The 25455-nt window shown below is 65.1% G+C and carries 27 protein-coding genes and 1 pseudogene; 15 read left to right on the top strand and 13 right to left on the bottom strand.

The annotated features are described in order from the left end of the window. Window positions 1–124: pseudogene (locus tag AC1DT7_RS20300) on the bottom strand (IS630 family transposase); the annotation flags it as partial. Between the two features lie 199 nt (window positions 125–323). On the opposite strand from AC1DT7_RS20300, the gene AC1DT7_RS20295 reads away from it, so the two are divergent. Together AC1DT7_RS20295 and AC1DT7_RS20290 are read left to right on the top strand one after the other, a co-directional pair. Then, entirely contained in the window at window positions 324–707 is a 384-nt protein-coding gene (locus tag AC1DT7_RS20295) for a BlaI/MecI/CopY family transcriptional regulator (protein WP_478037991.1), read from the top strand. A 105-nt stretch (window positions 708–812) separates the two neighbouring features. Beyond that, window positions 813–1112, top strand: coding sequence for a hypothetical protein (locus tag AC1DT7_RS20290; protein WP_478037990.1), 300 nt, complete (start codon window positions 813–815; stop codon window positions 1110–1112). 23 nt (window positions 1113–1135) lie between these two features. Here the strand turns inward: AC1DT7_RS20290 and AC1DT7_RS20285 are convergent, their stop codons facing one another. Next, window positions 1136–1723, bottom strand: coding sequence for an HD domain-containing protein (locus AC1DT7_RS20285; protein WP_478037989.1), 588 nt, complete (start codon window positions 1721–1723; stop codon window positions 1136–1138). A 150-nt stretch (window positions 1724–1873) separates the two neighbouring features. On the opposite strand from AC1DT7_RS20285, the gene AC1DT7_RS20280 reads away from it, so the two are divergent. The 5 genes from AC1DT7_RS20280 to AC1DT7_RS20260 all read left to right on the top strand — a co-directional run bounded on the left by AC1DT7_RS20280 (window position 1874) and on the right by AC1DT7_RS20260 (window position 6017). After that, entirely contained in the window at window positions 1874–3496 is a 1623-nt protein-coding gene (locus AC1DT7_RS20280; RefSeq protein ID WP_478037988.1) for an MFS transporter, read from the top strand. A gap of 80 nt (window positions 3497–3576) precedes the next feature. After that, window positions 3577–3855, top strand: coding sequence for a CopG family ribbon-helix-helix protein (locus tag AC1DT7_RS20275; RefSeq protein WP_478037987.1), 279 nt, complete (start codon window positions 3577–3579; stop codon window positions 3853–3855). Next, window positions 3852–4133, top strand: a complete 282-nt coding sequence (locus AC1DT7_RS20270; RefSeq protein WP_478037986.1) for a type II toxin-antitoxin system RelE/ParE family toxin — start codon at window positions 3852–3854, stop codon at window positions 4131–4133. Before AC1DT7_RS20275 ends, AC1DT7_RS20270 begins: the two co-directional genes overlap by 4 nt. 83 nt (window positions 4134–4216) lie before the next feature. Further along, a complete protein-coding gene (locus AC1DT7_RS20265) occupies window positions 4217–5239 on the top strand; it encodes an alanine racemase (RefSeq protein WP_478037985.1) in 1023 nt (340 codons plus the stop codon). A 100-nt stretch (window positions 5240–5339) separates the two neighbouring features. Further along, window positions 5340–6017, top strand: coding sequence for a hypothetical protein (locus AC1DT7_RS20260; protein ID WP_478037984.1), 678 nt, complete (start codon window positions 5340–5342; stop codon window positions 6015–6017). 218 nt (window positions 6018–6235) lie between these two features. Here AC1DT7_RS20260 and AC1DT7_RS20255 read toward each other — a convergent pair whose 3' ends face one another. After that, the gene (locus AC1DT7_RS20255) at window positions 6236–7408 is read right to left on the bottom strand and encodes an acetyl-CoA C-acetyltransferase (RefSeq protein ID WP_478037983.1); all 1173 of its coding nucleotides are present in this window, start codon (window positions 7406–7408) and stop codon (window positions 6236–6238) included. A 32-nt stretch (window positions 7409–7440) separates the two neighbouring features. Next, window positions 7441–8445, bottom strand: coding sequence for an alpha/beta fold hydrolase (locus tag AC1DT7_RS20250; protein ID WP_478037982.1), 1005 nt, complete (start codon window positions 8443–8445; stop codon window positions 7441–7443). Between the two features lie 96 nt (window positions 8446–8541). Between AC1DT7_RS20250 and phaR the strand changes: the two genes are divergently transcribed. Together phaR and AC1DT7_RS20240 are read left to right on the top strand one after the other, a co-directional pair. Continuing rightward, a complete protein-coding gene (phaR, locus tag AC1DT7_RS20245) occupies window positions 8542–9096 on the top strand; it encodes a polyhydroxyalkanoate synthesis repressor PhaR (RefSeq protein WP_478037981.1) in 555 nt (184 codons plus the stop codon). 9 nt (window positions 9097–9105) lie between these two features. Then, the gene (locus tag AC1DT7_RS20240) at window positions 9106–9291 is read left to right on the top strand and encodes a hypothetical protein (protein ID WP_478037980.1); all 186 of its coding nucleotides are present in this window, start codon (window positions 9106–9108) and stop codon (window positions 9289–9291) included. 4 nt (window positions 9292–9295) lie between these two features. Here AC1DT7_RS20240 and AC1DT7_RS20235 read toward each other — a convergent pair whose 3' ends face one another. The 3 genes from AC1DT7_RS20235 to AC1DT7_RS20225 all read right to left on the bottom strand — a co-directional run bounded on the left by AC1DT7_RS20235 (window position 9296) and on the right by AC1DT7_RS20225 (window position 12998). Further along, on the bottom strand, window positions 9296–10453 hold the full coding sequence (locus AC1DT7_RS20235) for an aspartyl protease family protein (protein WP_478037979.1): 1158 nt from the start codon (window positions 10451–10453) through the stop codon (window positions 9296–9298). Between the two features lie 187 nt (window positions 10454–10640). Then, window positions 10641–12158 carry a CpaF family protein gene (locus AC1DT7_RS20230; protein ID WP_478037978.1) on the bottom strand — a complete coding sequence of 506 codons (1518 nt, stop codon included), beginning with the start codon at window positions 12156–12158 and terminating at the stop codon, window positions 10641–10643. Between the two features lie 102 nt (window positions 12159–12260). Beyond that, window positions 12261–12998, bottom strand: a complete 738-nt coding sequence (locus tag AC1DT7_RS20225) for a helix-turn-helix domain-containing protein (RefSeq protein ID WP_478037977.1) — start codon at window positions 12996–12998, stop codon at window positions 12261–12263. Window positions 12999–13076: 78 nt separating this feature from the next. Between AC1DT7_RS20225 and AC1DT7_RS20220 the strand changes: the two genes are divergently transcribed. Further along, window positions 13077–13553, top strand: a complete 477-nt coding sequence (locus AC1DT7_RS20220; RefSeq protein ID WP_478037976.1) for a DUF6265 family protein — start codon at window positions 13077–13079, stop codon at window positions 13551–13553. On the opposite strand, the gene AC1DT7_RS20215 is transcribed toward AC1DT7_RS20220, so the two are convergent. From AC1DT7_RS20215 to AC1DT7_RS20195, 5 genes are all read right to left on the bottom strand, one after another. Beyond that, window positions 13550–13801, bottom strand: a complete 252-nt coding sequence (locus AC1DT7_RS20215) for an ATP synthase F1 subunit epsilon (RefSeq protein WP_478037975.1) — start codon at window positions 13799–13801, stop codon at window positions 13550–13552. The two genes, AC1DT7_RS20220 and AC1DT7_RS20215, sit on opposite strands and share 4 nt — an antisense overlap. A gap of 137 nt (window positions 13802–13938) precedes the next feature. After that, a complete protein-coding gene (gene atpD / locus AC1DT7_RS20210) occupies window positions 13939–15384 on the bottom strand; it encodes a F0F1 ATP synthase subunit beta (protein WP_478037996.1) in 1446 nt (481 codons plus the stop codon). A 105-nt stretch (window positions 15385–15489) separates the two neighbouring features. Then, on the bottom strand, window positions 15490–16368 hold the full coding sequence (locus AC1DT7_RS20205; RefSeq protein WP_478037974.1) for a F0F1 ATP synthase subunit gamma: 879 nt from the start codon (window positions 16366–16368) through the stop codon (window positions 15490–15492). A gap of 76 nt (window positions 16369–16444) precedes the next feature. Continuing rightward, window positions 16445–17974, bottom strand: a complete 1530-nt coding sequence (gene atpA, locus AC1DT7_RS20200; protein ID WP_478037973.1) for a F0F1 ATP synthase subunit alpha — start codon at window positions 17972–17974, stop codon at window positions 16445–16447. Between the two features lie 28 nt (window positions 17975–18002). Next, on the bottom strand, window positions 18003–18557 hold the full coding sequence (locus AC1DT7_RS20195) for a F0F1 ATP synthase subunit delta (protein ID WP_478037972.1): 555 nt from the start codon (window positions 18555–18557) through the stop codon (window positions 18003–18005). 285 nt (window positions 18558–18842) lie between these two features. Between AC1DT7_RS20195 and AC1DT7_RS20190 the strand changes: the two genes are divergently transcribed. The 5 genes from AC1DT7_RS20190 (at window position 18843) to AC1DT7_RS20170 (ending at window position 23885) form a co-directional block, all read left to right on the top strand. Then, window positions 18843–20636, top strand: coding sequence for a methyl-accepting chemotaxis protein (locus AC1DT7_RS20190; RefSeq protein ID WP_478037971.1), 1794 nt, complete (start codon window positions 18843–18845; stop codon window positions 20634–20636). An 85-nt stretch (window positions 20637–20721) separates the two neighbouring features. Then, the gene (locus tag AC1DT7_RS20185; RefSeq protein ID WP_478037970.1) at window positions 20722–21387 is read left to right on the top strand and encodes a hypothetical protein; all 666 of its coding nucleotides are present in this window, start codon (window positions 20722–20724) and stop codon (window positions 21385–21387) included. A 57-nt stretch (window positions 21388–21444) separates the two neighbouring features. Beyond that, window positions 21445–22482 carry a bifunctional DNA-binding transcriptional regulator/O6-methylguanine-DNA methyltransferase Ada gene (gene ada, locus AC1DT7_RS20180; protein ID WP_478037995.1) on the top strand — a complete coding sequence of 346 codons (1038 nt, stop codon included), beginning with the start codon at window positions 21445–21447 and terminating at the stop codon, window positions 22480–22482. Continuing rightward, window positions 22479–22949, top strand: a complete 471-nt coding sequence (locus AC1DT7_RS20175) for a DUF1203 domain-containing protein (RefSeq protein ID WP_478037969.1) — start codon at window positions 22479–22481, stop codon at window positions 22947–22949. The genes ada and AC1DT7_RS20175 overlap by 4 nt, the downstream gene beginning before the upstream one ends. Window positions 22950–23003: 54 nt before the next feature. Next, window positions 23004–23885, top strand: coding sequence for a lysostaphin resistance A-like protein (locus AC1DT7_RS20170; RefSeq protein ID WP_478037968.1), 882 nt, complete (start codon window positions 23004–23006; stop codon window positions 23883–23885). On the opposite strand, the gene AC1DT7_RS20165 is transcribed toward AC1DT7_RS20170, so the two are convergent. Beyond that, window positions 23882–25420, bottom strand: a complete 1539-nt coding sequence (locus tag AC1DT7_RS20165; RefSeq protein ID WP_478037967.1) for a S1C family serine protease — start codon at window positions 25418–25420, stop codon at window positions 23882–23884. The genes AC1DT7_RS20170 and AC1DT7_RS20165 overlap by 4 nt on opposite strands. Between the last annotated feature and the right edge of the window lie 35 nt (window positions 25421–25455).

Here is a 25455-nt window from a genome sequence, read left to right as displayed (position 1 = left end):
CCCATTTGATCGCCGAGCTCGCCGCTACGCCAAAGCGTGCCGCTGCCGCATGGCAGGACATGCTCTCCTCCATCACCGCCGCTACAACCCGCTCGCGCAGGTCCATCGAATAGGGCTTGGCCATGCTAGCTGGCCTCCGATCTCCAGCCAGCATCTTGAATCAGAAAATCAGACCAAAGGGAATCCCATTTGAATCAGTCAAATGTCATCCCGCTCTAGCCACTCTGATCTGCTGCTTTCTCGCATTGTCACATCAACGCACATTTTGACTTGCCGTCGCGCTACATTTGTAGCACGCTACAAATGTAGCCAAGAGGTGAGTCATGCTTCCGCAATTGCCCCCACGCGAACGCCAGATCGTCGACCTGCTGTATCAGGGCGGCTCGCGCACGGTTTCCGAGATCTGCGACGCCCTGCCAGATCCGCTGACCGGTTCGGCGGTGCGTGCCATGCTCAAGCGGCTCGAGGACAAGGGATTCGTGTCCCGTGAGCAGAGCGATCGCGGTTTTGTCTATTCGCCGACCGTCTCCGACAATCAGGCGCGACGGACGGCGCTCGGCCAGATCGTGCGGACCTTCTTCAAGGGATCGCCGGTGAGTGCCGCCAGCGCCTTGCTCGGCATGGCGCAGGACGTCGATACGCGTGAACTCGATGAGCTCGAAGCGGCGATCGCCCGTGCCCGCAAGGCGCGGGACGGCGGGAAATGACGATGACCTTGCTTCTCATCGCGGTGAAATCGCTGCTCGTGGCCGCGGCCACGCGCCATCAGCAACACATATGATCGCTGGGTCGGTCTCAGGTTACGGCACGACGTGCCCGCCACCCAGTTCGCCTGGGGCGCGAACTTGTCGTTCGACCATTATGGCCGGACCTATTATCTCGACGAGGTGAACCAGCAATGGGAGGGCCCCTATGTCAGCATCTTCGTCGAGCTCAAGGACGTGAAGGGGGCCAAGGTCAATTTCCAGATCTTCAACATCAACGATGGCCGTGTACGCTATTGGCGCAACGTCTATTCCGGTCGGCGCAACGTGGCGCCGATGGCGTTTGTCGAACGCCAGTACCAGACGGTCGGGCCGATCTTCACGCTGACGATCAGCGGAAAATTCTAGAGGTCGGGTCGGACTGCGCGACTTCAGCCGGCCCGCAGCTTTGCGATCGACCGGGCAAGGTTCTCCCGCGCCGCCGCCTCAAAGCGCTCACGGCCCCAGCCTGAGAAATACAAGGCATCGCGTACGAGGAACCCTTCCAGAATGGCGGCGCGCCCGGCCCGGAAGGCCTCCTCCGGCACCTCGCGATACTCATGCCGCACACCAGCCTCATAGGCGTCGAAGATCTCCGGTGCCGCGCCGAGGATCGACAGATCCATGTCGAGGAACATCGCCATATCCGCGACCTCGTCGGCGGGCAGATCGGCAGGGATGTCGTGATGCGCGGTCGCCTCGATCAGGCGCAAGCTTCGGCCGAGTGTCGCCTCGGGCACGATGCCTTTCAGCATCTCCGCCGCCAGTGCCGCGCTCTGGCTTTCATTGTCCTTGCGGCGCGGTTCGTAGATCGCATCGTGCAACAGGATCGCACAGCGCACCGCCTCGCCATCGTCGAGAAAACCCTCGACCTCAGCATGCAGCTTCAGCAGCGCGAGGGGATGGCTCCAGCCGTGATAGCCGCGGTCGGGGCCTCCATGCAGGCGCCGTATCTTATCGAGCAGGTCGTCGTTCAGCATCCCGAACCTCCCGGATCACGATCTCCCGGATAGCAAGCTATGGGCGGGGCGGTCGATTGCGTTCGGTGCAGGACCTGTTTCGGTCCGTGGCATTCATCTTGCCGCCCCGGCATATCCCGCTAAACCTCTCCTGCAGGGGAGAAAGCAAGCATGGCCATGATTGGGGCATCAGACACGGTGCCGGAGCCGGGCGCGAAGCCCGAGCCGAGCCGGAAGGACATCCAGCTCGTCATCACCGCGTCGTCGCTCGGTACGATCTTCGAATGGTATGACTTCTTCATCTACGGCACGCTCGCCGCGTCGGGCATCATCGGCCGGGTCTTTTTCCCCGCCGGGAACGAGCTGGTCCAGACGCTTGCCGCCTGGGCGGTGTTCGCGGTCGGCTTCGGCTTTCGCCCACTCGGCGCGATCCTGTTCGGGTTCCTTGGCGACAAATGGGGCCGCAAATACACCTTCCTCGTCACCATCACCCTGATGGGCATCGCCACCGCCGGTGTCGGCCTGGTCCCCTCGGCCGCGTCGATCGGGCTGGCCGCGCCCTTCACCGTCATCTTCCTGCGCATCCTTCAGGGCCTTGCGCTGGGCGGCGAATATGGCGGGGCGGCGATCTATGTCGCCGAGCATAGCGGCAAGGGAAAGAGTGGCTTCTACACCAGCTTCATCCAGGCAAGCGTGGTCGGCGGGTTCATCCTCAGCCTTATCGTCGTGCTCCTCTCCAAGGGCCTGATGCCGGCGGCGATCTGGGACAGCTGGGGCTGGCGTTTCCCCTTTGTCTTCTCGCTGGCGCTGCTCGCCGTGTCGCTCTGGATGCGCCTGAAGCTCAACGAGAGCCCGGTGTTCAAGGCGATGAAGTCGGCGGGCGAGACGGCGAAGAACCCCTTTACCGAAAGCTTCACCTATCCCGGCAACCTCAGGCGGCTGTTCGTCGCGTTGTTCGGCATCTCGGCCGGCCTGACGGTCATCTGGTACACCGCGACCTTCACCGTGCTCTCCTTCCTACAGACGACGATGCGGGTGAATTCCACTGCGGCGCAGCTCATCGTCGGCTTCGGCGCCACGCTCAGCCTGTTCTGGTTCATCTATTTCGGAAAGCTGTCCGACAAGGTCGGCCGCAAGACGCCGATCATCCTCGGCTATGCGATGACCTTGGTGCTGATCTTCCCGCTCTTCTGGATGATGGGCAGCGCGGCCAACCCAGAACTCTCCCGCGCCGCGCGCAGGGCGCCGGTGGTCGTCTCCGGCCCCACCTGCGACTACAACCCATTCGCCGCGAAGCAGGTCGACAAGTGCGGCGAACTGCTCGACTATTTCTCGAAAAAGGGGGTCGCCTACACCAAGGCCCACACGCCCGTGACGCTGGTCACCATCGGCCAGGTCCCGGTGGCCGACACGAGTCCGGCTGGCCTCGACAAGGCGCTCGAACAGGCGGGCTACAATCTCGACAAGGTCGTGCCGACGGTGCGCAGCATCATCGTCATCATGCTCGCCATCATCGCCATGGGTGCCCTGTCGGGCATGACCTACGGCCCGGTCGCGGCGCTGCTCGCGGAAATGTTCCCGCCGCGCATCCGCTACAGTTCGATGTCGATCCCCTATCATATCGGTACCGGCTATTTCGGCGGCTTCCTGCCGTTCATCGGCCAATATATCGTGGCGAAGACCGGCGATCCCTATGCCGGCCTCTGGTACACCTTCGCCGTAGTCGCGATGGCGCTGGTGGTGACGGCGGTCGGCTTGCGCGAGACCAAGCCAGGGACGGCGAGCGCGGACTGAGGTTTCATACCGAATTGGCGATTACTAGCTTCGGTGGTAATGACGACGTATATACGAAGTCACTAGCTATGGAGAGTTGCATGGCGAAAGAAGCCGTTTTCACGATGAAGCTTGAGGCCGATTTGCGGACCGACTTCATGGCCGAAGCCGATGCGCTTCACCGGCCTGCATCGCAGGTGGTCCGTGAACTTATGCGCGATTTCGTGGAGCGTCAGCGCCAGAAACGGGAACATGGCGCGTTTCTTGAAAAAAAGGTCGGGGTCGCCCGCGCATCGGCACGGGCAGGCCGGGGCTACGATAACGGCGAGGTCGAGGCTGATTTTGCTGGCCGACGTTCGCGGGTCGATAGCCAGGTGTGAAAATCGTCTGGACACCGGAAGCTCGGCAGGATCGCGCCGATATCTGGGACTATCTATTCGAGCTCGACGAGCGCGCCGCAGTTCGGGTGGATAATTTGTTCAGTGAGGCAGTGGCCAGGCTATCGGACTTTCCGATGCTCGGCCATGAGGGCGAGATTCAAGGAACGCGCGAGCTTACGCCGCATAGCAGCTACCGGCTCGTCTATGAGGTCGAGGGCGAGACTATATGGATACTCACTCTCATACACTCGATGCGCCGGTGGCCGCCGCTACGTTGAGCGGTCGTGGCTTCTGTAGTGGGAGTGCTCTAATCCCATCATCCACCCTAGCGCCGCGCCGGGCAGGCAGCTAACCGGCGGGGATGACCGCCCCGTTACGCCTGCGCCTCGATGGCGCTGCCCTTGCCGCCAACTGGCGTTTCCTTGCCGCGATGAGCAATGGCGCGGCGTGCGGCGCGGCGTTGAAGGCCGACGGCTACGGCCTTGGATCGGTCGAGGTGGCGAAGCGTCTAGCGGCGGCAGGCTGCCGCGATTTCTTCGTCGCGACCTGGGCCGAGGCGGCCGCGCTCGCGCCTCTGGGCCTGCGGGTCACCGTGCTCCACGGCGTGCGCGACGAGGATATGGACCTTGCCGTCACGGGCATCGCGCGCCCGGCGCTCAACACGCCGCTTCAGGTTGCGCGCTGGAAGGCAGCGGGGGGCGGCGCCTGCGATGTGATGATCGACACCGGCATGAACCGGCTCGGCCTGTCGGTCAACGATCTGCCGCTGCTGGAAGGCCTCGCGATCGAGACGCTGATGAGCCATCTCGCCTGTGCCGACGAGGACGTCGCGATGAACGAGCGCCAGCGTGCCGCCTTCGCCCCGCTCGCCGGGCGGACGGGCGCAAAGCGGATGAGCCTCGGCAATTCGGCCGGCATCGCGCTCGGAGCCGACTATGCCTTCGACCTGACCCGTCCAGGCATTGCGCTATATGGCGGTGTGCCGCGCGGCGAACTCGGCGCGATCCGCCAGGTTGCGACACCCGAGGCGGAGATCCTCCAGCGCCGTATGGTGCCCGCCGGGCAGACGATCGGGTACAACGCAACCTGGACTACGCCGGCCGATACCGAGGTTGCGATCCTCAATATGGGCTATGCGGACGGCTATTTTACGGGCTTCTCGAACAAGGGCTCGGCGCGGTTCGAGGGGCTGGCGCTGCCCTTGCTCGGCCGAGTCTCGATGGACCTGATCGCGATCGATGTGACCGCCGCGGCGCATCTTGCGGAGGGCGACTGGCTCGCGCTCGACTTTGCCCTGCCCGAGGCGTCGGCCCGGTCCGGCATGTCGCAATACGAACTGCTCACCAGCCTGGGCAGCCGCTTCGATCGCGTCTGGGCCGGCTGAGGCTTCCCCGTCAAGGAGCTGGAACGACAGTGCGGATCCACGCCGCGATTGCGCGCGCATTGGTCTCTGCGTCGCTATGGGTCGTATCCACGATGTGCCGATGGTCGGCGCCGTCATCGAACAGCCTGCGGCCCGCCGTCATGCGATCGACGATCGCTGGATCGCGCAGCTTCTTGCTGACCCGCCGGCCGGGCTCGGCAATACGGCGCGCCCGTTCCTCAGCTTGGCATTCCAGCGTGATCGACAGGAGCGGTACGCCCCGATCCCCGGCGAGATTGCGCACGGCACGCCAATGGTCTTCCGCAAAGCCGCTCGGACCTCCGGTCGCATTGACGCTGGTCAGGATCAGGGACGCGCCGGGCGGCTACGCTCGCGCATAGTCGAAGGCCAGGTCTCGGACGGCGTGCACCGCCGCGTAATAAGCCGGGCTCGGATAGTCGGTCAGGGCGATCGCTATGTTGAACATGCTGTGATTGTCGAGCAATCGCGCGCCAAGAAGATCGGCCAGCTCAAGACCGGTCGTCAGTTTGCCGACTCCAGGCCATCCGTTGAGACTGATGATCATTTGGCGCGCTTTAGCGATTGCGACAACGGCGATCCAGGACTCGATCGATTCAACATTAGCAGGATCGCGATACTTTGCTGCCCGACACCGACTCGAGACCGGGCGGTCTCGGATCTTTCTCATGACTGTAATTGCGGAATCGGCCGGCTGTTGCTGGCTGTTCCATGGCTGTTATCCGATAACAGCCAGCACGGCCTCATATCGCTGATATAAAACGGGAATATCGCCCCCGGTTTCCAACATAACAGCCAACAAAAATTCTTTGGAGGAATAACAGCCAGAAACAGCCAGCTTGTTGGAGATTTCAACCCCCCTGATACGACACATCCTGCCTCCCGTTGGCGGAAGGCAGGATGTGTCAGTTCTGGCTCAACAGCAGATCAGGGAGCGGCAGGGCTGGCCAATTCCTCCCGAGAGAGGAGAGGAATAGCTTAGCGCTCCACGCACATGGCGATGCCCATGCCGCCGCCGATGCACAGTGTCGCAAGGCCCTTCTTCGCGTCGCGCTTGGCCATCTCGTAGAGCAGCGTGGTCAGCACGCGTGCGCCGCTCGCGCCGATCGGATGGCCGATGGCGATCGCGCCGCCATTGACGTTGACCTTGTCCGCGTCCCAGCCAAGCTCCTTGCCGACCGACAGCGCCTGTGCCGCGAACGCCTCGTTCGCCTCGATCAGGTCGAGATCGGCGAGGCTCCAGCCGGCCTTTTCCAGCGCGCGGCGGGTCGCCGGCACCGGACCGATGCCCATGATCGACGGATCGACGCCGGCCGACGCCCAGCTTGCGATGCGCGCGAGGATGGTCGAGCCGCGCTTCTCGGCTTCCTCGCGAGTCATCAGCACCAGCGCTGCGGCACCGTCGTTCAGGCCCGAGGCATTGGCGGCGGTGACCGTGCCGTCCTTCTTGAATGCCGGACGCAGGCCCGACAGGCTCTCCAGCGTCACGCCCGCGCGGATATATTCGTCATCGGCGACGATGGTGTCGCCCTTGCGGCCCTTGACCGTGACGGGAACGATCTCGTCCCTGAACCGGCCGGAGGAACGCGCCGCGTCCGCCAGGTTCTGCGACCGGACCGAGAAGACGTCCTGCATCTCGCGCGTCACCTGATATTGCTCGGCCAGGTTCTCGGCGGTGATGCCCATGTGATAATTGTTGAACGCGTCGGTCAGGCCGTCGCTGATCATCGTGTCGACCAGCGAGAGATTGCCCATCTTGGTGCCGCCGCGCAGGTTCTGCGCGTGAGTCGAGAGCGACATGGATTCCTGTCCGCCCGCGACGACGATCGTCGAATCGCCGGTCGCGATCGCCTGTGCCGCCAGCGCCACGGCGCGCAGGCCGGATCCGCAGACCTGGTTGACGCCCCAGGCCGGGATCTCCTTGGGCACGCCGGCCGCCATCGACGCCTGGCGCGCCGGGTTCTGGCCCTGCGCTGCGGTCAGCACCTGGCCCAGGATCACCTCGGATACGTCGCTCGCCTCGACACCGGCCTGTTCGAGGGCCGCCTGGATCGCGATGCGGCCAAGCTCATGCGCCGGCGTGGAGCCGAAGGCACCGAGGAAGCTGCCGACCGGCGTACGCTTGGCGGCGGTGATGACGATGTCCTGCATGAGTCGAAGCTCCCGTGGATAGATGTTGGCGGCTATCTAGTGCCGGGGATCGCGCTTAGCCAGTCCGCCAGCGGCTCCCACAGCTGCGCGCGCGCGCCGCGCCCGACGATCATGCCGACATGCCCCGCGCCCAGATCGCGCCGGTCGGGCAGGTCGGCCGCGCTGCGGGCGGGCACGATCCGGTCGGTCATCGACACGAAGTCGACCGCAGGGCAGGTCAGTTTAGCCGGATCGGCGATGACGCCGCCCACTCGCCAGCGCCCGGTGCCGGGCAGGTCGGCATCGATGAAGTCGTCGAACATCTGTCGGCCGGCGGCATAGGGCAGGGGCGCGCCGGCATTGGCCCAGTCCTCCATCGCGACGAAGGATCGCGCGGCGGCGCTGCCGGGTTCCAGTGCAGCAAAGGCCTCGTATTTGGCGATGGTGCGCGCCGGGTCGAGTCGCCAGAACCCGGCCTGCAATACTTCCATCGGGACCAATCCCAGAGTCTCGCAGGTTGGTTGTGCGGCGCGCCAAAGCTCGGCGATGTCGCTCCGTGCTGCGCTGCCGAAGCCGGAAAACCGCCATGGTGCGGCAATCATCGCCAGCCCGGCGACCGGTGCCGCGCAGGCCGCAGCCATCGCGATCGTCCCGCCAAGGCAATAACCGGCGAGCACCGGCGGCTGATCGAACTTCGCGATCAGCGGCAGCAACAGCCGTTCGACATGGGCCGTCACGTCCATGTGCCGCTCCGCGGGCTTCGGGTTGCCCCAATCGAGCAGGAATGGCCTAAACCCTTGATCTGAAAGCCATCGCAGCAGCGATGTCTCGGGCATCAGGTCGAGGATGAAGGGGGGATTGATCAGCGACGGAATGACGATCACCGCCCGCGCGGTACTGCCCTTCGCGCCATAATCGCGCAGCCTCGCCCGCCCCTTGCGGAATCGAGAGGGCGCCGGCCTGCGCACCCGGCCGCGCGGTGCGTCCTGATAGGCGCGCAACCCGGCGAGCGCCGCCGCCCGCCGTTCGGGCGATGCTGCAGTCTCGTTGCGCAACATGTTCAGGAACAACGGAAGTGGGCGAGGACCGTGTTGCGGTGCAGTAAGAAAGGGTGATACAGATGGATCAAACACTGGGTCGGGGAGCCTTCTTATATGAAGAAGCAGAATGCGGGCGACGGCCCGGTGATCATCAAGAAGTATGCGAACCGTCGTCTCTATAACACCGAGACCTCGTCCTACATCACGCTAGAGCACCTCGCTGCGATGACTCGCGAGGGCCGCGATTTCAAGGTGGTCGACGCGAAGAGCGAAGAGGATATCACGCACAATATCCTGACCCAGATCATCATGGAGGAAGAATCGCGCGGGCAGACCATGCTCCCGGTGAACTTCCTGCGCCAGCTCATCGCGATGTACGGCGATTCGATGCAGCAGATGGTGCCCGGTTATCTTGAGGCGTCGATGGACAGCTTCCGTCGCAACCAGGAACAGTTCAAGTCGGCGGTCGAGGGCGCCTTCGCCAACTCGCCCTTCGCCGATCTGGCCAAGCGCAACATGGCGATGTTCGAGGCGGCGACCCAAGCCTTCAAGCCCGGCGCCAAGCCCGGCGATGCTCCAGCCCCGGCGGCGACCAAGGATGACGAGATCGCCGCGCTCAAGGCTGAGCTCAGCCGTCTGCACGAAAAGATCGAAAAACTCGGCGATTGATCTTCCTTTATGGTGAGTCCGTTCTGGACCGGTGCGGGTGTGTCGCTCGCGCTGGCGATCTTCGCTGGAGTGGGCGACTGGCGGCGTAAGCGGCGCGCCAATCTCGATTCGATCGGCATCGTCGACTGGCCGACCGTGCAGGTACTCGCACTGATCACGGCAGCGATCCTGGCCAGCATCGCTGCCAAAGGCTGAGCCGTCAGTAGAAGGATGCGAGGGTCAGCATCCGCGTGCTGCCGTCGCATAGACCCAGCCTGACTGTGCGGCCCGGCGTTCCCGCAGGCCAGTCGGTCGTCGGCGGCGAGACTCCATCGATCGAGCAGATCCGATCGCCCGAACGCCAGCCGGTTGATTCACCCGGCCCGCCTTTCATCACGTGAAGCACGGTCAGCGTTCCGTCGCGCGACTCGACCAGCAATCCGCTGGTCGATTTTACGGGTGCCGTTTCGGCGTCGGGGCCGGGGCTGAGGATCATGTGACCGGCGATGGGGTCGAGCAGCACATGATAGCGTTTCAACAGGCCCGACCCGATGCGCCCCGAGACTCCGATCCTGCTCGAATAGCCATTCGCAGGTTCGATATTCAGCGGCACGTCGTGCATGGCGAGCGCGCCCAGACCGAGCTCGGGCAGCAGCGTCAAGTCGCTGATCACCGGGCCGGCGAGACCATGGCTCATCGTCGAGGTCATGCGCGCCGCCGGCCGGCCGTGCACCGCCCAGGCATCGCGGGAGATGGTCACGGTGCCCCCGTCGCCGGTATCGACCACCAGCGGACGCAGCCGCAGCCCGCCAAGCTGTATCTCGGTGAGGTAGAAGCGCAGGTCGGCGCCGATGCGCAGCGGTACGCTGGCACCTTGGAAGGGCTGGCGCCCGGACTGAAGCAGCCTGAAGCGGCGCGCCGGATAGTCGATGTCCAGCGCATAGCCGCCGATGAGGTCGATGCCGACCAGCATCTCGACCCCGGCATCGCTGCTTGTCGCCGCCTGCGCCAGATCGAGCACCGCGACCCTGCCGCCGGTGCGCCGTAGCCCGCCGACGACGATCGATCCTGCGTCGGCCCATTGGACCCCGACACTGCCGCCGATCGCCGCGGCACTACTGCCGCCACGGGCCTTCAGCTTCAGGCGTGCCGCATAGGCCCGCGAGACCGTGGTCACGCTAACCGCGGTGTCGAGCAAAGCCGTCACCGATCGGCCGTCGAGGCTGAGCGTGAAACGGACCTGATCCTGCGGAGTGAGCTCAAACGGCACCCACTGTGCTTCGGTGTCGCTGGCGAGGGCGAAGACAGGCGCTGGCGCAGGTCTCTGCGCGAAGGCCGGTACGGTCAGGAGCAGGAGGAGGCCAGCCAGGAAGCGCATTGGCCTCTCGATAGTCGTAAGCGATCCAGCAGCAAGACAATCCCTCTCCCCTTGTGGGAGAGGGAGGGAGGAGCGAAGCGACGGAAGGGTGAGGGGGACGCTCGTTAAAGAACGTCTCGAACCCGACTCCCCCTCATCCGGCGCTTCGCGCTACCTTCTCCCACAAGGGGAAAAGGAAGAAAGGATATCAGAGACACGCCTCAAGATAGGCCTGGTCGAATCCGAACTGCCGCGCCTTCTCCAGCGTGTACGGCCGCAGGCCCATCGAGCGATATTCGCCGATGATCTTTCCGTCGGCGCTCTCGTCGAGATATTCGAACTTGAACAGCTCCTGGGTGACGATCACCGGGCCTTCCATGCCGATCACTTCGGTCACATTGGTCACGCGGCGCGAACCATCGCGCAGGCGCTTCACCTGGATGATCATCTCGACCGAATCGGCGATCTGGCGGCTGATGGCTTCCTTCGGCACCTTGATGTCCGACATCATCACCATGTTCTCCATACGGGCCAGGGCCTCGCGCGGGGAGTTGGCGTGGAGCGTACACATGGAGCCGTCATGGCCCGTGTTCATGGCGGCGAGCATGTCAAAACACTCGCTGCCGCGGATTTCGCCGAGGATGATACGGTCAGGGCGCATACGCAGGGCGTTCTTCACGAGATCGCGGATGCTGATCTCGCCCTGGCCTTCTAGATTGGCCGGGCGGGTTTCAAGCGGCAGCCAGTGCGGCTGCTGCAGGCGAAGTTCGGCCGCGTCCTCGATCGTCAGCACGCGCTCGCCCGGGTCGATCATCTTCGACAGGGCGTTGAGCATCGTCGTCTTGCCGGAACCGGTACCGCCGGAGATCACGACGTTGAAGCGGCAGGCGCCGGCGATCTTCAGCGCAGTGGCCATCTTCGGGCTCATCGAGCCGAAGCCGGCCATCATGTCGAGCGTAATCGGCTTGGCGGAGAATTTACGAATCGAGATCGCGGTGCCGCGCAGCGACAGCGGCGGCACGATGACGTTGACGCGGGAGCCATCCTTCAGGCGGGCGTCGGCCAGCGGGGTGGTCTGGTCGACGCGGCGGCCGACCGAGTTGCAGATTCGCTGCGCGATCTGGAACAGATGCTCCTCGTCGCGGAACTGGATATGTGCCAGCTCCAGCTTGCCCTTGCGCTCGACGAAGGTCTGCTCGGGCCCGTTGACCATGATGTCCGAGATGTTCGGATCGGCCAGCAGCTCTTCGAGCGGCCCGAGGCCGAGCAGCTCGTCGACCAGCACCTTTTCCAGCGCGAACTGCTCGCGCCGGTTGAGCGTCAGCTTCAGCTCGGCAAGCACCTCGCCGATAATCGGGCGGAATTCCTCCGCCAATTCGTCCTTGTTGAGCGTGGCGGCCGCTTCCGGATCGACTCGTTCGAGCAGGCGCGGCAACACCTGTTCCTTGATCTTGTGGATCGAGGCCTCGAAGCCCTCCACCTTGCTGCTGCCGGCGTCGCCGGAGGCGTTCTGCCGATCGGCAAGCCGCGCCATCGCCTCGGCATTGTTCGGATTGCCGGCCGATTCCGGCTCACCGGGAATGGGCAGGGTCGGCAGCGGCGGGAATTGATCCCCGCCCTCGGGTTCGCGTGGTGCCGTGCCGCCTTGCATCGGGCGCGCGACGCCGAACGCAGGCCGAGCTCCGGACCCGTTAGCCACTCCTGGGCGACGCCCAAATGCACTCATGCCGTTAGATTCCTCATGCTCGTCCGACAGGCGTAGCGGCCAAGGCTTGATAATTGACTAACCACATTGAGCTGGCCGCCGCGGCTTCGATCGCGTCCACGGTCAGTCGATCCCGGTCAGGAACGGACCCTTGGCGGTGGCGCGTGCGGTGCGTGGCTTGGTGTGCGCGAGCAGACGGAAATCCCGCGCCATGTGCGCCTGGTCGGCAAAGCCGTGCCGCGCTGCCTGATCCGCCAGGGTGGTGGCGGGCGCGGTGAGGTCTGCCATGGTCCGGCGGAACCGGATCAGCCTGAGATAGCTGCGCGGCGGTAATCCGACCACGCGCTCAAACCAGCGTTGCACGGTGCGATGTCCAAAGCCGCTGGCGCCGACGACATCGGCAACGCTGGTAGCGGCAAGCACATGCCGACCAAGCGGCTGGGGGGCTGCGGAGGCGAAGGCTTCAATCAGCCGTGGTGCAATCATATCGGGCTCGGCGAGCACCGACCCCGGCATGCCGTCGGCATCCAGCGCGATCCATTTTCCGGCAAAGGCGGGGCAGGGCGGGCCGCCCAGCATCGCCCAGGCCCAGGGCCAAAGCCTTATTCCGATGAAACGCGCATTCCCGGTCATCCGGAAGCGTACCGGTGTGAGATTCAGCCCCGTGGCGAAGAACGATGGCTGCTCCGTATCCCAGATGGAGCGCCCCTCGATACGCCGGATGATCTCGATACAGCCGTCGGGTGTCGCGTCCTGTTCGATCCACTCGCCCGCATCACCCCCGCCCGCGATCGTCCAGATCGCGGCGACCAGTCCGTCGAGCGCCGGCGGCAGGGGCAGTTCGGCATAGTCCACGCGCATGCTATCCCATGTCGTGTCGGTTCAAGCCAGCGCACCGACTGGCGGTTATGCCGGACCGACGTGATGAGGGAGGACAAGATGCGCCGGATGACCGTGTTGATCGCGACACTTACCCTGAACCTGCCCCTGTCCGGAGGCGCCGCCACGGCGCAGCAGGTGAGCCCGGTGTCGGAAGGGCTTCCGGGCTGGATGGCCGGCTGTTGGATCGAACAAAAAGGGACGAAATGGGCCGAGGAATGCTGGACGCCGCCGCGGGCAGGCATGATGCTCGGCTCCAGCCGGGCGGGCGACGGTGGGGCATTGCGGTCCTGGGAGGCTGCGCAGATCCTGCCGAACGACTCTGGCAAGCTGATCTATTGGGCCTCGCCCAACGGTAAAGGACGCTTTGCCTTTCCGCTCGCCTCGCGCACCGCGACGGAGATGGTGTTCGCCAATCCGGCGCACGATTACCCACAGCGCATCCGCTACTGGCGGGAAGGCGCTGCGCTCAACGCCGAGATTTCAATGCTGGACGGCAGCAAGCCGATGCGCTGGCACTTCAGCGCAATGCGTTAGGCGGCGCGCTCGGCGAGCACGGTCAGGCCGGCGGCGCTGACCTCGGCGAAACCACCCTCGATCGCGATCGTCTCGGGCTCGCCCTTTTCGGTGCGATAGATCGACAGCGCGCCGTCGCGGATCGTCGACATGACCGGCGCATGGCCTTCGAGCACGCCGAAATCGCCCTCGCTGCCGGGGACGACGACCATATAAACCTCCTCCGAACGAACGAGCTTCTCAGGAGTGACGAGTTCGAAGTGCAGCATTTCCGTTCCTCACTCCCCTCCCGCTTGCGGGAGGGGCTGGGGGTGGGCTCGCGCTCACCCGCCGATGTTGCGTCCAGTTTTGGCCGGGCGCCCACCCCTTAATCCCCTCCCGCAAGCGGGAGGGGAGGAAGAAGAAGTTACGCGTCCTGCGCCATCTTCTCGGCCTTGGCGATCGCTTCTTCGATGCCGCCGACCATGTAGAAAGCGCTCTCGGGCAGGTGATCATATTCGCCTTCGACCACTGCCTTGAAGCTCTTCACGGTATCTTCGAGCTGCACGAACTTGCCCGGGATGCCGGTGAAGACCTCGGCGACGTGGAAAGGCTGAGACAGGAAGCGCTGAATTTTCCGCGCACGCGACACGGTGAGACGATCGTCTTCGGAAAGCTCGTCCATGCCGAGAATGGCGATGATGTCCTGCAGCGACTTGTACTTCTGCAGCGTCGACTGAACGGCACGGGCAGTCTCGTAATGCTCCTGGCCGACGACACGCGGCTCGAGCACGCGCGAGGTGGAGTCGAGCGGATCGACCGCCGGGTAGATGCCCAGCTCCGAGATCGCGCGGTTCAGCACGGTCGTCGCGTCGAGATGGGCGAAGGACGTTGCTGGCGCCGGATCGGTAAGATCGTCGGCAGGCACGTAGATCGCCTGCACCGAGGTGATCGAACCCTTGTTGGTCGAGGTGATGCGCTCCTGCAGCGCGCCCATGTCGGTCGACAGCGTCGGCTGATAGCCCACGGCCGACGGAATACGGCCGAGCAGTGCCGACACTTCCGAACCCGCCTGGGTGAAGCGGAAGATGTTGTCGACGAAGAACAGCACGTCCTGGCCTTCGACGTCGCGGAAATATTCGGCGATCGTCAGGCCCGAGAGCGCGACGCGGGCGCGGGCGCCCGGCGGCTCGTTCATCTGGCCATAGACCAGCGCGACCTTCGAACCCTCGGACTGCGGATTGCCATCGGCGTCCTTGGCGATGACGCCTGCGTCGAGGAACTCGTGGTACAGATCGTTGCCCTCACGGGTACGCTCGCCGACGCCCGCGAACACCGAGGTGCCGCCGTGCCCCTTGGCGATGTTGTTGATCAGTTCCTGGATGAGCACGGTCTTGCCCACGCCGGCGCCGCCGAACAGGCCGATCTTGCCGCCCTTTGCGTACGGAGCGAGCAGGTCGATGACCTTGATGCCGGTGACCAGAATGGCGCTCTCGGTCGACTGGTCGACGAACAGCGGGGCCGAAGCATGGATCGGGGCGGTGTCGGTGTGGCCGACCGGACCGCGCTCGTCGATCGGCTCGCCGATGACGTTCAGAATGCGGCCGAGCGTCTTCGGGCCGACCGGCACGCGGATCTGCGACCCGGTGTCAGTGACGGACTGACCGCGGGTCAGGCCCTCGGTCGCGTCCATCGCGATCGTGCGGACGGTGTTCTCGCCGAGATGCTGCGCAACTTCGAGTACCAGGCGGTTGCCGTTGTTGCTGGTCTCAAGCGCCGAAAGAATGGCAGGCAGGTGGCCTTGGGGGAAGGCGACGTCGACAACGGCGCCGATGACCTGGCTGATGCGGCCGACATTGTTGGTCGTCGCGATCGGCGCGGTCGTCTCGGGAGCTGCTGCCTTTGCACGCGGCTTGCGGGCAGGCTTCTCGGTGGTCGGGGCTGCGGTTGCCATCGTTCTTTCCTTGCTTCGGACTGCTTAGAGCGCTTCGGCGCCAGAGATGATTTCGACCAGTTCCGTGGTAATCGCGGCCTGGCGGGTGCGGTTGTACTGGATCGTCAGCTTGTTGATCATGTCGCCGGCATTGCGCGTGGCATTGTCCATGGCGGTCATGCGGCTGCCCTGTTCCGATGCTGCGTTCTCGAGCAGAGCGCGGAACACCTGGATCGCGACGTTGCGCGGCAGCAGATCGGCCAGGATCGATTCTTCGTCGGGCTCATATTCGACCGCAGCGCCACCATCGGCGACGGGCGCCGCATTGGTGTCGATCGCGACTGGAATGATCTGGCGACCGATCGGCTCCTGCACCAGCGCCGACTGGAAGCGGGCGTAGAACAGGTGGGCGATATCGAACTCGCCTGCCTCGAAGCGCGCGATCACGTCATCGGCCACCGCGCGGGCATCGGCAAACGCCACCCGCTTGATGTGACCCATCTCGTGATCGGCAACGACCAGGTTAGGGTAGAAGCGCTTGAGTACGCGGCCCTTCTTGCCGGCGATGTAGATCTTGACCGTCTTGCCCTCGGCGATCAGTTCCTCGGCCTTGCGGCGAGCCGCACGGACGATGTTGGTGTTGAACGCACCAGCCAGGCCGCGCTCGCTGGTCGCGACGATCAGCAGGTGAACCTGGTCCTTGCCGGTGCCGGCAAGCAGCTTCGGCGAGGATTCGCTGACGCTCACCTTGGCGGCGAGGCTCGCCATCACCTTTTCCAGCCGCTCGGCATAGGGGCGGCCGGCGACGGCCGCCTCCTGCGCACGGCGCAGCTTCGCGGCGGCGACCATCTTCATCGCCTTGGTGATCTTCTGCGTCGACTTCACCGAGCCGATGCGGATCTTGAGGGCCTTAAGAGATGCCATCTTGGTCCTTCTTGTGCTCCCGCGAAGGCGGGAGCCCAGACTGGGTCCCCGCCTTCGCGGGGACACAAGTTAGTTGTTACGCAAAGGTCTTCGCGAAGGCGTCGAGCGCAGCCTTCAGCTTGCCCTTGGCTTCGTCACCCAGATCCTTGGTGTCGCGGATCAGGCCGAGCACGTCGGCATGGTTGGCGCGCAGGTCGGCGAGCATCGCCGCCTCGTAACGCACCACGTCCTGCACTGCGACGGTGTCGAGATAGCCGTTGGTTCCGGCGAAGATCGACGCGGTCTGCTCCTCGAACGGCAGCGGGCTGAACTGCGGCTGCTTCAGCAGCTCGGTCAGGCGCGCGCCGCGGTTGAGCAGCTTCTGGGTCGAGGCATCGAGATCCGAACCGAACTGAGCGAAGGCGGCCATCTCGCGATACTGCGCCAGCTCGAGCTTGATCGAGCCCGACACCTTCTTCATCGCCTTGGTCTGCGCGGCCGAGCCGACGCGGCTCACCGACAGGCCGACGTTGATCGCGGGGCGGATGCCGGCGAAGAACAGGTCGGTTTCGAGGAAAATCTGGCCGTCGGTGATCGAGATCACGTTGGTCGGGATGTAGGCGGACACGTCGCCGGCCTGGGTCTCGATGATCGGCAGCGCGGTCAGCGAGCCCGAGCCATTGTCCTTGTTCATCTTCGCGGCGCGCTCGAGCAGGCGCGAGTGGAGATAGAACACGTCGCCGGGATAAGCTTCGCGGCCCGGCGGACGGCGCAGCAGCAGCGACATCTGGCGATAGGCCACGGCCTGCTTCGACAGATCGTCGAACACGATCAGCGCGTGCATGCCGTTGTCACGGAAATACTCGCCCATCGCGGTGCCGGTATAGGGCGCGAGGAACTGCAGCGGGGCAGGGTCGGACGCGGTCGCGGCGACGACGATGGAGTAATCCATCGCGCCATTCTCGGTCAGCGTGCGGACGAGCTGTGCGACGGTCGAGCGCTTCTGGCCGACCGCGACATAGATGCAATACAGCTTCTTCGACTCGTCGTCGCCGGCGTGGTCGTTCTTCTGGTTGATGAAGGTGTCGATCGCGACGGCCGACTTGCCGGTCTGGCGATCGCCGATGATCAATTCGCGCTGGCCGCGGCCGACGGGGACGAGGGCGTCGATCGCCTTCAGGCCGGTCTGGACGGGCTCATGCACCGAGGTGCGCGGGATGATGCCCGGCGCCTTCACTTCGACGCGGCTGCGCTGGTCGGAAACGATCGGGCCCTTGCCGTCGATCGGATTGCCGAGGCCGTCGACCACGCGGCCGAGCAGGCCCTTGCCGATCGGAACGTCCACGATCGTACCGGTCCGCTTGACGACGTCGCCTTCCTTGATCTCCGAGTCCGACCCGAAGATCACGACGCCGACATTGTCGGCCTCGAGGTTGAGCGCCATGCCCTGCACGCCATTGGAGAATTCGACCATCTCGCCGGCCTGGACATTGTCCAGCCCGTGGATGCGCGCGATGCCGTCGCCGACCGACAGCACCTGGCCGGTTTCGGAGACCTGGGCCTCGGTACCGAACGAAGCGATCTGGTCCTTGATGACCTTCGAGATTTCAGCGGCGCGGATATCCATTGTCAGCCTTTCCCAACAGCGTGAGCTGTCAGCCTTTCATTGCGTGCGCGAGAGTGTTGAGACGGGTCTTGATCGAACTATCGATCATCTGCGAGCCGATCTTCACGACCAGTCCGCCAAGCAGGGTGGGATCGACCGACAGGTCGATGGCAACGTCGCGACCGATGCGGGTGCGAAGCTGCTGCTTCAGCGCCTCGACCTGGGCCGCGGACAGCGGATGTGCCGAAGTGACTTCAGCGGTCGTCTCGCCGCGATGATTGGCGGCGAGCGCGCGGAACGCGCGGATGATCGCGGGCAGCTGGGCCAGGCGACGATTGTCGGCGAGCACACCAAGGAAGTTCCTGGTGGTGCCGTCGACGCCGAGTGCATCGGCAGTCGCAGCGACGGCCCTGGCGGCATCCTGACGGCTCACCAGCGGGCTTGCGACCAGCCGGGCGAACTCCTCCGACTGCTCGAGCGCAGCGCGCACGTTTGCCAGGCTCGCCTCGACAGCGTCGATCGTCTTAGAATCGCGGGCAAGCTCGAAGAGCGCGGTGGCATAGCGACCGCTTAAGCTTGCTTGAATACCGCCGGATGTCTCCACGCGATCGAAATCCTCGTTTGGAACTGTTGGCGACCCATACGAAAAGGGAGGCCGGAATCGGCCCCCCTGATGGGTCGCCGCGCGGTTAGCATCGGGTTGCGCGGGATGCAACCCGAGTCAGCCCCGCCGCCTTGAGCCTGTCTATATAATATAGGGCGGATTTTGTCATGCGTGGCACTGGTCGTCCTCGCATGATTTCCTGCTCGTAACGATTCTTCCTCAGATTCACGCAACTGTAACAATCAGTTAACCATGCGTTTGCGTCTTGCCGACCATAGCCCGGCCATGCCTCGCCCAGACATCGCCACTGCCCTTGCGGCTTTCAAGCAAACCGCCTCACCGGCGTTGCAGCACTTCGCTGCGTGGCGGGAATCGGGGGGCGGCAGTATCCGGTCCCAGCTTCGCCGTATCGTCTGGAGCCTGCTTGGCATCCAGGCGCTGCTCGCCATCGCGCTGATCGGGACCACGATCAGCACCAGCCATGGGGTGCGCTCGCTCGTGCTCGACAGGCTCGATCCGATCGGGGAACTGCAGCGGGTCAATGACAGCTATGTCACCGCCCTCCTCACCGCGCAGAAGGTGCAGAGCGGCAATCTCTCCGCCGACAGCGCGATCAGCGCGATCGAGGAGGCGCGGGCCACCATTCGCAGCAACTGGCAATCCTTTTCGGGCCAGGTGCTGGACCGGCGCCGCAATGCCGCCGTCGCACAGGTGGCCGACGCACGCAGGGACGCCGATGCGGCGATCGGGCGCCTGGTCGACCTGCTGCGCAGCCACCGCGTCGATCAGCTCGATTTCTTCGTCAGCGGTGCGCTCTATGCCGCGATCGATCCGCTCACCGGCGCCACCAACGGCCTGATCGACGATCTGCGCGCCGATGCGGCGCGGGAACGGGCTGCGCTCGAACGGGGTTTTGTGACCGCCTATGTCATTGTCGCGCTGGTCACCCTGCTCGCGGCGCTGATCGGCTGGTGGGGCATGCGCATGCTGACCTTGCGGATCGAGCAGCCACTTGCCCGGATCGCGGTCGCGACGAGCGACATCACCCTTGAGCGCGACAATACGCCGATCCCTGGCCTCGACCGTGCCGACGAGATCGGCGAGATCGCCCGCGCCCTGGCCTTTGCACGCAAGCGATCGGGCGATGCGCGGCGGCTGAGCGAGGAATCGCACCGCGCCAATGAAGCGCTCCATCGCCGTCAGGTCGCCGAGCATGAGGGGCGGGCGAAACGCGCCGCCGATCTCGACGCATTGTTCGCCGTGTTCGAGCGCGAGGCGGGCCTTGTCGTGCGAGACCTCATCTCGGCCGGCCCGGCCTTGCGCGAAACGGCGAATGCCATGTCCGGCGAGGCCGGCACGACCGAGCATCATGCCCTCGCGACCGCGGCGCTGGCGGAACAGAGCGCATCGAGCGCGCGTACCATTGCCCAGTCCGGCTCGGCGCTCGCCGAGGCGATCGAGCGCATCAGCGACGAAGCGCATGAATCCAAGACCGGTGCCGCCCATGTCAGGGCGCGCACCCTCGAAGGCCGGGCCCATGCCGAATCGCTCGGCGTGCTGGTCGGCGAGATCGCCGGGGTGCTCGATTTGATCTCGGCCGTGGCGGGGCAGACCAACCTGCTGGCGCTCAACGCCACGATCGAGGCGGCGCGCGCCGGCGACGCCGGGCGCGGCTTCGCGGTGGTCGCCGACGAGGTGAAGAGCCTCGCACGCCAGACACAGGCAGCGGCCGGCCGCATCGAATCGCGCCTCGCCGCGGTCTCGCATGCGAGCGATACGGTGCTGGAGACCATCCAGTCGGTCGATTCGCTTGCCGCGGATCTCGATCGTTCGGCCGCCAATGTGGCGGGCGCCGTCGAGCAGCAGCGCGACATGACGCGCCGCATCGCCGCCGCCATCGCCGAGGTGGAGGGCGGCACCTCCGACGCGGCCGCAAATATGCAGATGCTGCGCGAGCGTGCGGAACGCTCGCGTCGCAGCGCCGAGGATGTGGCTCGCACCGCCGAGGCCGTGGCGGGCGGGGTCGAGACGCTACGTAGCCGGATCAACCGCCTAATGGACGACGTACGGGTGGCGTGAGAACGAGGCTCGCCAGCATCCAGAGGATTGCTAGAATGCCACAGGGGGGCGCCGCGCCGGCGTTCGCAATATCATAAGGATGACGATGAAAGCCCTGTTCCTTCTAGCCGCCGCGCTCGCCACGGCTTCCGCCGGCGCTGCCGATACGGCGGCGCCTGCCGGTTTCCGGGTCGGTGGGGTCGAGTTCTCCCTGCCCCTGCCGGCGGGCTATTGTATGCCGCAAGGCGTGCAGGTTGATATCGCGCAAATGATCGCGGCGGCTGACCCCAACAGCGTCACGGATCTGACATTGGTGCAATGTGGCGTTACGATCGGCACTGGCGCCAATGATTATACGCTTATCAAGACTCCAAAGGCGGCCTTGGGGATGACGGTCGATCGGCCGCAATTGCTCGCTTCCCTCGGTGCTGAGTTCGACAAGCCAGAGACCCTCAAATTTTTGCAGTCTGAGGAGTTCGATAAGCAGGTATCGGAAGACGCGGGTAAGGCCATTCCCGGCAAGCCGCAATTCACTGGCGATATAAAGCCGATCGGGCGGGACGATGTCTGCGCCTATATGGGCGGCACCACGAAGGTCACAGGAAACGGGACAAGCTATCTCCAGGCAGTCGGAACCTGCATCACCAGCATCGGCAACCGGGTGGTCGTGGTGAATCGCTATGGTATCAAGACGGATGACGCCGGCGTCGCGATATTGCTACGCCAGGCCAAGGCGCTGGCCCTGACGATTAAGGCGGCGCCTCCGGCCTGATGCTTTGACCGCAAGCCTCGGGATGTGGCGCGTATCGGCGCCGCCTATATCGGCACCATGACACAGCAACTCGCCATTAACGCCGATACCGCCTGGGCCGCCTTCGAACGGCGCGATCGGGCTTATGACGGTCATTTCGTCGGTGCGGTCACCTCGACCGGTATCTATTGCAAGCCGAGCTGCCCGGCGCGGCACCCGAAACGGGAGAATGTCCTGTTCTACCGCGACGGTGCCGAGGCGCGGGAGGCGGGGTTCCGCGCCTGCCTGCGCTGCAAGCCCGACGAGGTTGGCCGTGACAGGGTGGCGGTGGCGCAGGCGGTCGCGCTGATCGAGGCGGACGAGGACGGTATCGGGCTCGAAGAGCTGGCTGCCCGGGTCGGTTACGCGCCGCACCATTTCCACCGCCTGTTCAAGCGTGCGACCGGCGTGACCCCGGCCGCCTATGCCCGCGGCCTGAAGGCGCAGCGCGCGGCCAAGGCGCTGATCGACGAGGATAGTGTCACCCAAGCGATCTACGGGGCGGGCTATTCGGCCCCCAGCCGTTTCTATGAAGGCGGCGCCAAGCGGCTCGGCATGACGCCGAGTGCTTGGCGCAAGGGCGGGGCAGGGGTGACGATCCGCTGGACCATCGCCGATACCAGCCTCGGCCCGATGCTTGTCGCGGCGACCGACAAGGGCCTGTGCCGCGTATCGTTCGACGAGGACGAGCAGGCATTGAAGGTGCGTTTTCCCAAGGCCGAGATTGCGCCGGGTGGCGCTGCGCTGGCCGATCTGGCGGCGCGTGTCGTGGCGAGCGTCGAATCGCCCGAGCGCCATCATGACCTGCCGCTCGACGTACAGGGCACCGCGTTCCAGGAGGCGGTGTGGCAGGCGCTTCGTGCCATCCCGGCGGGGGAGACGCGCAGCTATAGCGAACTTGCCGCAATCGCGGGCAATCCAAAGGCGGTCCGCGCGGCGGGCACTGCCTGCGGCCAGAACCAGGTTGCGGTGGTCATCCCCTGCCATCGCGCCCAGCGCAGCGACGGCACGCTTGGCGGCTATGCGTACGGCCTCGACCGTAAGGTGGTGCTGCTCAAGCGGGAGGGCGGGGCATGAGCGGTTTTACCATCACCGGTCTCGACCCGGCGCCGTTCGTGCCCCTCTACGGCTTCAGCGACGCCGAGCTCGCCGGCCTGGGCGTCGTCCGCATGGCCGTCGACGCGAAACCCGGCTTTCCCTGCCGCGTCTCCCTCGAGGATGCCGTGCCTGGCGAGCATGTGCTGCTGCTCAACTATGAGCATCTGCCGGTCGCCTCGCCCTATCGCCAGCGCCATGCGATCTTCGTGCGCGACGGGGCGACCAAAGCCGCGCGGTTCGAGAATGAGGTGCCCGAACAGCTCGCAATCCGCACCCTGTCGGTCCGCGCCTATGATGCGAATGGCATGATGACCAACGCCGACCTTACCGAGGGCCGCAATCTGCCCGCGCTGATCGACCGGTTTTTCGCCGATCCGGCGGTCGCCTGGCTCCACGCTCATAATGCGAAGCGCGGCTGTTTTGCCGCCAGGATCGACCGCACCTGATTTTGCGTCGGTCGGCGATGGCCGCTACGCTCCTTCGATCATCGAGGGGGATATATGGAAGCGATCAAGCCCGTCACGCCGCCGAACATCCTGGTCTGGCGGATCGTGCATTTCCCGCTGGTGCTGCTGCTGATCGGCATCGCCTTCATGATCGGAGCGGGGATGACCTCGACTCTGGTCAGCCGCGCCATTCCGCACGCCAAGAATGACTGGCTGGCGGTTGGGGTCGCCGTCATCGTCGCGGCGATCTTCGTCGCCTTCTACTGGGCCTTTGTGCGACTGGTCGAACGTCGCCCGGTCGTTGCCGAATTCGCGCTTAACGGCTGGGCGAAGGAACTGGGTGCTGGCCTGCTCGGCGGCGTCCTGCTCTTCTCGGTCGTGGTCGGCATCATTGCCGCGCTTGGCGGATATCGGGTGATCGGCCAGAATCCCGTCGCGGTATTGCTACCGGTGCTCGCTATCTCGATCACGTCGGGCGTAACCGAGGAGATCATGCTGCGGGGTGTCTTCTTCCGGCTGGTCGAATCCTGGCTGGGCAGCTGGATCGCCCTGGTACTGTCTGCCGTTCTGTTTGGAGCGCTGCATCTCAGAAACCCGAACGCGTCCTTGCTGGCCGGCTTCGCGATTACGCTGGAGGCAGGTATCATGCTCGCCGCGCTCTATATGCTGACGCGTCGGCTGTGGGCGGCAATCGGGCTTCATGCCGCGTGGAATTTCTCGCAGGGCGGCATCTACGGCATCCCCGTTTCCGGATTCAAGCAGGACGGTATTCTCGTCCCGCGTATCAGCGGCTCGGACCTGCTGACCGGGGGCTCGTTCGGCGCGGAGAACTCGCTGCCCGCGATCATCGTCTGCACTGCATTCGGCGTCGCGCTGCTTGTCCTCGCGCATCGTCGCGGACGGTTCGTCCAGCCCTTCTGGATACGAAAGGCTTAGTCAGCCGATTTGCAGGAATAGACGATCTTCTCATTGGGATAGGCCGGCAGCAGGGTGCGGATCGCGCTCTGCTGGGTCGCCAGATTGGCGCGGCCCGCCTCGTCCGGGGTGCAGGCCTTGATCGTCACCTGGGTTCGGATCTTGCGCAAGGCGTCCATCTGCGCCGCGGTCAGGAAATATTGCTGGTTGGAATAGGTCCGGGTCGCCGGGTCGAACTGCAGGACCGATACCGTCTGGTCCTCGGTCGGCACGAGGATACGGTCCCATTTGCTGCCATTCTCGGCATATTGGGTGCGCCCGTTCATGCAACCGGCCGCGCCCCAGTCGATCTTCAGTTCCTCGACCGAGGAGGAGACGACCCTGCTGCGCTCCGGCACCACGGTGCACACCATCTTGCCGAGCGCGGCGGTTGAGGAAATGGCAGGCGCATGGGTTGGCGCGGTTTCTGGCGGCAGGGTCACCTCGCCGCTTGGCCGGGTGAAGAACACCACCGCCGATGCGAGCATCAGCACGCCACCGGCCGCTGCAGCCCAGACCGCCTCGCGCCGCTTGCGCCGTATTTCGAGCAGCCCGGCGCCGCCGATCGCCAGCGCGCCCGCCACCAGCAGCACGGCGGCCAGTGCGATGATGTTCTCGCGGTACCGCTCGGCGGCGACGCGCGCATTGCCGAGCGCCTGTTCGCGCACGATCGCAGCCTTGGCCGCTGCGTCGCGCTTCGCGGCGTCCGCTTCGGCGTTTGCCCGCGCATCGGCCTCGCTGTCCTGCTTCACCCGGTCGAGGATGCTGGTGCAGGGCGTGCCGACCGCCGGATAGTTCTGCTTCGCGTCGCGCAGGAACGCCGCCAGTTCCGAATCGGCGATGGCGAAGCCGAAGCTCGAATCGCCCTCCTCGCTCTTCGTGAAGGAGGAATTCACGCCGATCACCCGACCGCACGGATCGAGCAGCGGCCCGCCCGAATTGCCGCGCGCGATATTGGCGGTGTGCAGCAGCACATCGACGCCCGACATCGCCCGCCGGCCGGAGAACACGCCCTCCGACCGGATCGGCGACAGTGGGTGGATATAGTCGACCGCCGAGCGCGCCGTCGCGAGATCGACATTGCCCGGATAGCCGAGCGCGGTGACTGGCGCGCCTTCTTCGACCGGCCCGGTATAGAGCGCGACCGTCGGCAGTCGCGTACCGGTGAACTCGATCAGCGCAAGGTCGCGCGCCGCGTCGATCGCAATGACCTTGCCCTCATAGCTCTTGGCCCCTTCGGACGGAACCACGCCGACCACGACATTGTCGGGATAGCGCTTGGCCAGTTCGACGACATGCGCATTGGTGACGATCCGGTTGGGCGCGACCGCGAAGCCGCTGCCATGGCCGAAGCCGACCACCTCGTCATCGACCACCGCGATGGTGACGATGCGCACGACCCCGCGGCCGGTGGCCGAGATGTCGTCGGCCTGCGCCGGCACGGTGACGGCGCTCAGGGCCAGGAACAGGATCGCGAGCAGGTGCCGGATCGAGCGGTGAAGCGGTGCGGAAGGCATGGCGCGATTCTGACAGGAACCCCGGCCGGAAGACA

This window comes from Sphingomonas sp. P3_C6, assembly GCF_056402595.1.
The sequence above is the reverse complement of the archived record's forward strand: the minus strand, read 5'-3'. Positions and strand labels throughout refer to the sequence as shown.

Bases quoted from the DNA above. Each gene is read 5' to 3' on its own strand.
- AC1DT7_RS20295 (WP_478037991.1), top strand. From the start codon at position 324: ATGCTTCCGCAATTGCCCCCACGCGAACGCCAGATCGTCGACCTGCTG.
- AC1DT7_RS20285 (WP_478037989.1), bottom strand. From the start codon at position 1,723: ATGCTGAACGACGACCTGCTCGATAAGATACGGCGCCTGCATGGAGGC.
- AC1DT7_RS20280 (WP_478037988.1), top strand. From the start codon at position 1,874: ATGGCCATGATTGGGGCATCAGACACGGTGCCGGAGCCGGGCGCGAAG.
- AC1DT7_RS20275 (WP_478037987.1), top strand. From the start codon at position 3,577: ATGGCGAAAGAAGCCGTTTTCACGATGAAGCTTGAGGCCGATTTGCGG.
- AC1DT7_RS20265 (WP_478037985.1), top strand. From the start codon at position 4,217: ATGACCGCCCCGTTACGCCTGCGCCTCGATGGCGCTGCCCTTGCCGCC.
- AC1DT7_RS20260 (WP_478037984.1), top strand. From the start codon at position 5,340: ATGGTCGGCGCCGTCATCGAACAGCCTGCGGCCCGCCGTCATGCGATC.
- AC1DT7_RS20255 (WP_478037983.1), bottom strand. From the start codon at position 7,408: ATGCAGGACATCGTCATCACCGCCGCCAAGCGTACGCCGGTCGGCAGC.
- AC1DT7_RS20250 (WP_478037982.1), bottom strand. From the start codon at position 8,445: ATGTTGCGCAACGAGACTGCAGCATCGCCCGAACGGCGGGCGGCGGCG.
- phaR (WP_478037981.1), top strand. From the start codon at position 8,542: ATGAAGAAGCAGAATGCGGGCGACGGCCCGGTGATCATCAAGAAGTAT.
- AC1DT7_RS20240 (WP_478037980.1), top strand. From the start codon at position 9,106: ATGGTGAGTCCGTTCTGGACCGGTGCGGGTGTGTCGCTCGCGCTGGCG.
- AC1DT7_RS20235 (WP_478037979.1), bottom strand. From the start codon at position 10,453: ATGCGCTTCCTGGCTGGCCTCCTCCTGCTCCTGACCGTACCGGCCTTC.
- AC1DT7_RS20230 (WP_478037978.1), bottom strand. From the start codon at position 12,158: ATGAGTGCATTTGGGCGTCGCCCAGGAGTGGCTAACGGGTCCGGAGCT.
- AC1DT7_RS20225 (WP_478037977.1), bottom strand. From the start codon at position 12,998: ATGCGCGTGGACTATGCCGAACTGCCCCTGCCGCCGGCGCTCGACGGA.
- AC1DT7_RS20220 (WP_478037976.1), top strand. From the start codon at position 13,077: ATGCGCCGGATGACCGTGTTGATCGCGACACTTACCCTGAACCTGCCC.
- AC1DT7_RS20215 (WP_478037975.1), bottom strand. From the start codon at position 13,801: ATGCTGCACTTCGAACTCGTCACTCCTGAGAAGCTCGTTCGTTCGGAG.
- AC1DT7_RS20205 (WP_478037974.1), bottom strand. From the start codon at position 16,368: ATGGCATCTCTTAAGGCCCTCAAGATCCGCATCGGCTCGGTGAAGTCG.
- atpA (WP_478037973.1), bottom strand. From the start codon at position 17,974: ATGGATATCCGCGCCGCTGAAATCTCGAAGGTCATCAAGGACCAGATC.
- AC1DT7_RS20190 (WP_478037971.1), top strand. From the start codon at position 18,843: ATGCCTCGCCCAGACATCGCCACTGCCCTTGCGGCTTTCAAGCAAACC.
- AC1DT7_RS20185 (WP_478037970.1), top strand. From the start codon at position 20,722: ATGAAAGCCCTGTTCCTTCTAGCCGCCGCGCTCGCCACGGCTTCCGCC.
- ada (WP_478037995.1), top strand. From the start codon at position 21,445: ATGACACAGCAACTCGCCATTAACGCCGATACCGCCTGGGCCGCCTTC.
- AC1DT7_RS20175 (WP_478037969.1), top strand. From the start codon at position 22,479: ATGAGCGGTTTTACCATCACCGGTCTCGACCCGGCGCCGTTCGTGCCC.
- AC1DT7_RS20170 (WP_478037968.1), top strand. From the start codon at position 23,004: ATGGAAGCGATCAAGCCCGTCACGCCGCCGAACATCCTGGTCTGGCGG.
- AC1DT7_RS20165 (WP_478037967.1), bottom strand. From the start codon at position 25,420: ATGCCTTCCGCACCGCTTCACCGCTCGATCCGGCACCTGCTCGCGATC.